Raw genomic sequence first — 7,499 nt, forward strand, 5'->3', positions numbered from 1 at the left:
CCTACAAATAGAACAAAGCTTTACAAATACACCAATTGGTGTTCGCGCGAGAAAAAAGGGCTTTTAGGGACTGTTCACGAGTACAACGGCGCGAGCAAAACAAAAAAAACAGCAAAGTCCTAGAAGCCGGTAACTTGCGCGCATTTTATTAGCATTATATCATTGGTAATCAGCGTTTTATAAACCTAATTGTTGAGCTTATGTACTGTTTTGGACGGCCATGTGCTTTTCCCTTATTTTTTAGCATAGAAGCTGTTTAGGAAGTAATCAGGCGGTCATGCTGAGGAATCGAAGCATCTCTACCGCTTCGTATGGGCCATGCAACGAAGCGGTAGAGATGCTTCGATTCCTCAGCATGACGTTCCGAAGAATTTTAGACAACTTTCTAAACAGCTTCATAAATAATATTTTATAAAAGCTTGTTTGCTCAATATTTCCCCTCACCTTTAGAAAGATTATTCGCTCCCGGTTTCGGCCACTTTCTATCCTTATATACCTATTGCAGAGGCTATTTAAGCCTAACTCCTTTACTCCACTAGGAGTATTGTGCAACTACTAAGCTGTACAATAACTGCGTGTTTTATTTCTTTTCACTATTTAGTTTTCTAAACATGTTTAAACAAGTAAAATCAGCAACAACAGTATTAATTGTTGTTGCTATGGGTAGCCTATATGGCTGCTCAAAATCTAGCGAGGTAACGCCGGGTGTAAGTGCTACTTCAATGTTAGGGGATAGCAAAGGGGCAAAAGATCCAACAGGTCAGTATGTGGACAAAGACGTTCAAGTAACCGGGTTCGAGGATGGAAGTGTACGTCCTACTCGCTATAAGGCTGATCCTAAAACCAACAAGGAGACTGGTACCATCCAAATACAAGGTTCGGGTTCAGTCGGATCTTATTTATTTGTCAGTTCGGAAGGTGTGAATTTAGATGGCGGGGATAGAAATCCTGGCCAGTATATCCTTGATTTAGAAATAGCCAAAAGCAGTTACTCCTCCGTTAGTGCGCAAACCGGCTACGCCAAGATTGGGATTGACTTGAATGCTGGCGCAGGTGGCAAGTATATTTATTTGTGCTTTTCTCGGAATAGGGTCGAAGATCACGGTTCTTGTGGATACGGATGGGCTGACATATCTCCCGTTTCCGACCTTTCAGTGAAGGCATGGCGGGCCTTTAGTGATGCATATGCACCAAGCGGATTCTGTCATATATTCAATCCTACTAGTACGGCATTCGACCCTTACAAAGTTGTAGACTTGAATGATGGAGCAGGTGGACGGTATGTATACGCCTACCAATCTAAAGCCTCCACACCTACACCGATCAGGGAAGTTGGTATCGTTGCTGGCAATAGTAGTAGCATTCAACCGCCTGCTGGATGGGTACGAGTAGGGGAAGATGTTAACATGGGTGCTGGAGGCGACTATATCTATTTCTGCTATAAGCGTTAATTTTTAAATGATGCGTTTTTTCCTGCTAGTGCCCAGCCTCTTATTTGTATCATGGCTATCCTCGACTACTACGTATGGTCAAACAATCCCCGATTCACTAGCTCAACCCCCAGCCTCAGCAAGAAGCAACTACAAGTTTGCCTTCGGTATTCGGCAAGCTGTTAGTGGCGATAGTGAAACCAGCTTATCGGGCAAATACTTTTTTACCCCGAGAGCGGCGCTGCACCTAACTGCGGGGCGGGTGATTGGTCCGGGGCGTTCTGCCGTCTCACTATCGTATGAACGATACAATCGCTTCTTTAACTCTGCCCGCTTTCGGTATCTGTACGGCGCCGGCGTCAGCCTCGTAGCTATCCGTTCTACGCGTGACTCAGGCGTACCTAATACCAGGAATACGCGGCTCTACGGCAATGCCCTACTTGGTCTGGAGTACACTTTTAAATCTTTGCCGTTAGCTATCAGTGCCGACGGACGACTGCTAGTGCGAGCAGATGAACCATCTCAAAGGCGGCGAGAGAGTGTGGCCAATATCGCCTTATCAGCTCACTATCTGTTAGGTTGGCGCTAGTCGGTATGAGAGTGATCAGTAGGTCGCTACGAGTGACGTAAAGCCTCTATATTTGCGTTGTCCGGAAAACATCAGCACCCGTACAAACGGCGACCAGAGCCGAAACCCTGATCGCCGTTATCCTACGGATGTCCGAGCCAGTGACTAATCACAGCTCGAACTGCTCCCCCAGGGCTGCCTTGAGCAACTCGAGGGAGATGCGGAACCAACCAGTCTGACCAGTCGGTTTCGCCTTTGCACGTTTACCCATTTTGCGTAGGAGTAGGGTGCTCAAATCACCCACTTCCTGAAGCCCCGGTTGTTCGCGCAGCCGGGGCTTCGTCTTTTCAGACGTCGCGTTGGCGGGGTGACAACCGTGCAAGTGGGTCAAAGATAGGGCAACGGTTACGGTTAGCTGAGATGGAAGTAGTTAGTTAAGTAGCTATCTATGGTACCCTAAAAACAGTGTACAACAGAAGCGGGCAATAGGGAAGAAACTCGTACCTTAAGGCGCTGCCTCGGTCGTTCCGGGTAGTAAAGCAAGTTATGTTTTTCGCTTCGCTTAAAACCCGTTCGCCCTCCGGGCTCACTAAACTTGCCCCTTCGGGGACCGCCTGATGCTCTCTGACCAGCCCCCCGCCGCCGAGGCCGACAGCCGAAGACCACGCCCCACCAGGTGCATACCGTGTCGGTGCGGCTGACCGAGGCGGAGCACCGCGAGCTGGCCACCGAGGCCCAGGACTACCGCAAGTCGATGGGGGAAGTGTTGCGGGCCGTGTGGGCCGGCACCCCCGACGCGGCCCGCCCGCCCCGGCCGCGCACGGTGGAGGAAGTGGGGCAGCTGCGGCAGCTCATCGGCATGGCTGGCAACCTGAACCAGCTTACCAAGCAGCTGCACGCCGGCCACAACGTGAGCGAAGCGGCCCGGCAGGTGCTGGTGCAGCTCTACCGGCTACTCGAGGACTTAGCCCCCGATTCGACGCGATGATCGGCAAGGTGAAAATCGGCAAGAGCTTCGGCGGGATTTGCCGCTATGTGTTCGGGGAGGAGAAGGGGGCCGAGGTGCTGGCCACCGAAGGCGTGCGCGGCACGTCGGCCGCGCACATGGCCGCCGACTTCAACGCCCAGCGGGAGCTAAACCCGAATTTGGGCAAGGCCGTGATGCACGTCGCGCTGGCCTGGCCCGCGGAGGAGAAGGCGCAGCTGAGCAACGAGCGCATGGAGGAAATCGCCCGCGCCTACCTGAAGGCCATGAAAGTGGACCCGGAGGGGACGCAGTGGGCGTTGGTGCGGCACGGCGACCAGGACCACCCGCACGCGCACCTGATTGTCAACCGGGTAGACAACGCGGGGGCCACGGTGAGCGACCAGCACAACTACCGCCACAGTCTGGCGGCGTGCCGCCAGTTGGAAAAGCAGTACGGCCTGGTCAGTGCCCAGGAGGTGAGCCAGGACAACCGCCGCGCCGTGCGCGAGCAGTTGCCGGAGCGGGCGGCAGCCAAGCTCTACGTGCAGGACGCGTTGAGCCGGCACTTGCCCCACGCGACGAGCACCGAGGAGTTGACCGAGGCGATGCAGCGGGACGGGATCGGGGTGCAGGCTACCTACCAGAAGGGAAAATTACAGGCCGTGGTGTTCGAGCACGAGGGGCACCACCTGAAAGGCAGCGAGTTGGGCCGGGCCTACAGCGGCAACAATTTGGCGAAGACCATCGCGGCGCAGCAGGACCAGGTGCAGCAGCAGCGGGCGGAAGTGAGCGTAGCCGGTCAGCAGTACGGCGCGCACCGGATGGAGCTGGACTTGGAAGCGTTCGGCCGGGAGTACGCCGCGCAGAAGGAGCAGGCCGAGAAAGCCGAGAAACAGGCCCAGGAGCGCCCGAGCCCTCAGCAGACACCCAAACCCCCACGCCCCCCATTGAACGCAGCGGCGGCTACGGCATGGGCGATTAATCTTTTTCCCCTTTTGTGATGAATCCAACCCCACCCCCGCCCCGAGCAACGGCGTCGCCACGCTGATGGCCGAGATTGAGCGCATTGCCCAGGAGCTACGGGCTTACAACAAACGGCCCTTGCCGGCCACCGAGGACCAGGTGCAGGCCCTGGTGAAGCTGGCCGAGCGGGACCGGCCCCTGACGCTGAAGGTGAACAGCGAGGCCGTGGCCCAGCAGCTGGTGGGCAAAGTAGAGCAGCAGGCGAAGCTATTCCGGGATACGGGCAACGAGTTGATTACCTATCTGGACAACCGGCAGCGACTGCTAACGAGTGCGCTGGATGAGCGGGTAGCCGCGCTGAAAGCGGCCGAAGTCAGCTTGCAGGCCACGACGCAGCGTATTCCCCGGCAGGTGCCCTTGAATGTGTTTGAAAACTGGCGTTCGACAGTCGGCTTCACGTTCGGCCCCGTGGTGTTGGTGCTGCTTACCCTGCTCGTTACCGGGCATTTTTCGCGGGTGCCGAAGGCTGATTTAGAACAAGCCCAGGCCGAAACGGCGCAGTTGAAGCAACGCAACGAGCAGCTGCGAAAAGAGGGGACGTTTTACTATGAACAGGTGCAGGCGTACCGGAAGAAATTCCCCAAGAGTGCCCCCTATTTCCCCCAATACGTGCCCCCAGCTACCCCAGCCCCAGCGGCCGAATAATCTCTTTTACATACTGTAATCCACCGTTTGCAATACGTAAAAGGGGTTTTGCAGCTCATGAACAACCGATTTTGCTCAAGCGGCGAACAATCTAAGCTGGTAAAGAATGCAGCCTACTTATTTTTGATTCATGTTCTTGGTCTGGTGGCTTTGCAGTGCAATGTGTGGGTTCCCCGAGGCCCTGAAGGCTTCTGAAGCAGTTCCCATGCCCCCCCAAGAGACTACTGTAGTGCCGTTACGGGTTGATGCGACCTATTATGTCACGGCTAGCCTACTGAACCTGCGCAAGCAACCCGCAGCAATGGGCATAGCTGTCTATCAAGTGGAGTACCATACGCCCCTCCGAGTGCTAAAACTGGCAGCAAATCCTAATTGGGTACTTGTCGAATTCATAGAGGGTGATGAAGGAGTCATTGCATATGTCTCGCGGTGGTATTTGACTGACATCGTGCCGAACATTCCTCGGTAAAGTACCACGCCGGCAGCCCCCACCCGGGGAAACCAAAACCGTCACTTTTCCGAGGTCGGGGGTATAACTAATCTTATGTTAAGCAATTATTCCCAGATGAAGGCGGGAATAGTTACACTGCCCCACTGCCCCTAAAATCCTACTTGACCCAGGCTGCTTACTGCGTAGCGAGGGACGTCGCTTGCGTATCGTCTTGCAATTCGTCGGCGGGAATGCCAGCCCGTTGCAAGTCGTGCAGCACGTTCACGTCGGTATTGAGTTCTTGTAGCCAAACTTTCCCCTCCACAATCGCCAGGTGAATGTCGCAGCGGTGGACGCGTTCCTGCCGGTCCCGGCCAATGACGAGCAGCAGGTAATGGTCGCGTTCCCGGTCGAAGACGGGGGCGTAGTGCAGGGTATTGGGCACGAACGGAATCGCGGCTTGCTCTGTCAAGTAGGCTTCGATGAGCTGCCGGTAGTGGGTTACTCTATCCATTTGTCAACTAGTCGAGAATCTGGATTATAAACAAAGACTTTGATGCGATGCCGTTGTAGGAAGCGCAAAATGTCGGGGTGGCTTAAGAAGCCGTCATAGGTTGCTTTAGGAACGGCTTTGAACACGTGGCAGGCTGGGTCATGCTCTTCAAAAAAGCTCTGATAGGTGAGGTATTGGCCGATGGCGCGGTGAAAGTCGCCCATAACCCCGTTGCCGGTCGGGGGATAGTTTTTTACCTCTACCACAATTTTACGCAACTCCTTGTTTGCTAAGGCTATTTCTGCCAGAATATCCGGTCGCCCCGTTTTGCCGCCCCAGTTGATTCCGACGCCGTAGGGGTGGGTAATCGTCCAGCCGGCCGCTCGCAGAGCGTGTAGCACAATATCGTGGTCGCGGTCGGAACGGGCCATGCAAGGAAAAGGGAAACTTGTTTTGGGTGTATTTAAGCCCTTCTACGAGCATCAAATGCTAAAATGGGGAACGCTCTAGTGCGCGCTCCGTTCGTGGCTATAAGCGCGTGCTAGGGCTGCGTAGAGGCGTTCGGCATTGGCAGGCGAGGAAAGCAAGTGGGCCGTCTCATCTAACTCGGCGGCGGCTGGGGCGGCCGGGCTGCGCAGCTCGACATAAGGCAGGCTATGCAGCAGTTCTAACAGGAAGCCGGCGCGGCTGTCGGGGACTTGGAGGGTGATTTCCATGAGGGGTGTAGAGGTATGAATTAGGCTACAGGCGCGGCTTTCGCGGCTTTGGCGGCCACCAGGCCCAGGCGCACGAGCAGCAGCCCGCCAGGGTTGCGGGTGGCCTTGACCTTGCCCGTTTTCAGGTCGTGGTTGTAGCGGTTCACTTCGGCGACGTGGGCGGCGCTGGCCAGGATGGTTTGGCGGTGCTTAGCGGCAGTGATGCGCAGCTCGTCGAGAATGCGGGCGGCGTTGTCGTAGTGGCTTTGCTGCACCCCCGGCATGGCCTGAGCCGTGGCCACCAGGTCGAAGGGGATGGTTTCGGCCAGGGCTTGCGACTTGACCGTGAACACAATGTTTTTGTAGGTTCTGACCCGCTTTTCGAGCTTGTAACTGATGTGCAGTTCGGTGTGCTCGTTGATTTGCTTGACGGCCACATCTAGTACACTCTCTCGGAAATCACTAAGCCGCGCCATCTTCTCATTGCCTTTCTCATCAAGCAAACCGAGCAGCTTTTTAAAGTCTTGGATGTCGTATTTTTTGGTTTCGCCCAAGTCTTTCCACTGGCTGCAATACTGATAAATGCGCTTGGCGTACTTGCTGGAAAGGCGCAACGCAGCGGCCAAGGTATAGGAAGTGAAGTTGTCTTTGAGGTCGAACAGGTAAGGTAAAACCGCTTCGGATAGCTTGATTTCGATGATGCCTTGCCCCACGAGGTAATGCACACTCTGAAACATCCACATCTGCCGGTAGCCGGTCTTGTCTTCCACCTCGAACATGCGAGAGCCCATATCGGCCGTTGCCAGCCGCAAGTAGGGTAGATGATATTGTTTGCCTGTTAAAGCGGTTAACTCTTTGATTGGCAACTCACATGTTACCGTTTTTTGGTCTTTGCGGAGCCGAGAGACCATGAAGAAGAGCAGGTCTAGTTGCAGCTCAGTGTAATCGTACCGAGCATTGGTTAGGGCATTATGTTGGCGTATTTCTAATTCCTTGCTCATAAAGCTTATTAGCTGATTTTAATGCAATTATAAGCGAAAAACGGGTATACAGTGCGAGACCCATTTATAAAACCCGTTTCTCACGGATTAAAACCCGTTTTCAAACGGATTAAAACCCGTTTCTCACGGATTAAAACCCGTTTCTCACGGATTAAAACCCGTTTCTCACGGATTAAAACCCGTTTCTCGATTTTTTTACCTTCACAAAGTATTGAAAAACTGTAGCTTACACTGCCTACTGTTGAGC

Annotated in this window: 9 protein-coding genes; 4 read left to right on the forward strand and 5 right to left on the reverse strand. The window is 54.1% G+C overall.

The features are described from left to right. Positions 1-575 precede the first annotated feature (575 nt). Complete coding sequence (locus MKZ35_RS06980; protein ID WP_482512518.1) at positions 576-1,451, forward strand: hypothetical protein; 876 nt, start codon at positions 576-578, stop codon at positions 1,449-1,451. Between the two features lie 716 nt (positions 1,452-2,167). Here the strand turns inward: MKZ35_RS06980 and MKZ35_RS06985 are convergent. Further along, positions 2,168-2,389 (reverse strand): hypothetical protein, encoded by a 222-nt coding sequence (locus MKZ35_RS06985; protein ID WP_482512519.1) that lies wholly within the window; start codon positions 2,387-2,389, stop codon positions 2,168-2,170. A 285-nt stretch (positions 2,390-2,674) separates the two neighbouring features. Here MKZ35_RS06985 and mobC point away from each other — a divergent pair, with 285 nt between their 5' ends. Genes mobC through MKZ35_RS07000 form a run of 3 tightly spaced genes read left to right on the forward strand, consistent with a single transcriptional unit; the run spans position 2,675 to position 4,633 of the window. After that, on the forward strand, positions 2,675-2,986 hold the full coding sequence (gene mobC / locus MKZ35_RS06990; protein ID WP_482512520.1) for a plasmid mobilization relaxosome protein MobC: 312 nt from the start codon (positions 2,675-2,677) through the stop codon (positions 2,984-2,986). Beyond that, positions 2,983-3,966: a relaxase/mobilization nuclease domain-containing protein gene (locus tag MKZ35_RS06995; protein ID WP_482512521.1), complete on the forward strand. Its 984-nt coding sequence runs from the start codon at positions 2,983-2,985 to the stop codon at positions 3,964-3,966. The genes mobC and MKZ35_RS06995 overlap by 4 nt, the downstream gene beginning before the upstream one ends. Before the next feature lie 46 nt (positions 3,967-4,012). Beyond that, a complete protein-coding gene (locus tag MKZ35_RS07000) occupies positions 4,013-4,633 on the forward strand; it encodes a hypothetical protein (RefSeq protein WP_482512522.1) in 621 nt (206 codons plus the stop codon). Between the two features lie 626 nt (positions 4,634-5,259). Here the strand turns inward: MKZ35_RS07000 and MKZ35_RS07005 are convergent. The 4 genes from MKZ35_RS07005 to MKZ35_RS07020 all read right to left on the reverse strand — a co-directional run bounded on the left by MKZ35_RS07005 (position 5,260) and on the right by MKZ35_RS07020 (position 7,252). Then, positions 5,260-5,577 carry an element excision factor XisI family protein gene (locus tag MKZ35_RS07005; RefSeq protein ID WP_482512523.1) on the reverse strand — a complete coding sequence of 106 codons (318 nt, stop codon included), beginning with the start codon at positions 5,575-5,577 and terminating at the stop codon, positions 5,260-5,262. Continuing rightward, positions 5,565-5,987 carry an element excision factor XisH family protein gene (locus MKZ35_RS07010; protein WP_482512524.1) on the reverse strand — a complete coding sequence of 141 codons (423 nt, stop codon included), beginning with the start codon at positions 5,985-5,987 and terminating at the stop codon, positions 5,565-5,567. The genes MKZ35_RS07005 and MKZ35_RS07010 overlap by 13 nt, the downstream gene beginning before the upstream one ends. A gap of 75 nt (positions 5,988-6,062) precedes the next feature. Next, positions 6,063-6,272, reverse strand: a complete 210-nt coding sequence (locus MKZ35_RS07015) for a hypothetical protein (RefSeq protein WP_482512525.1) — start codon at positions 6,270-6,272, stop codon at positions 6,063-6,065. Positions 6,273-6,292: 20 nt separating this feature from the next. Next, complete coding sequence (locus tag MKZ35_RS07020; protein WP_482512526.1) at positions 6,293-7,252, reverse strand: replication initiation protein; 960 nt, start codon at positions 7,250-7,252, stop codon at positions 6,293-6,295. Positions 7,253-7,499 lie beyond the last annotated feature (247 nt).

Source organism: Hymenobacter sp. R533113, from assembly GCF_056835965.1.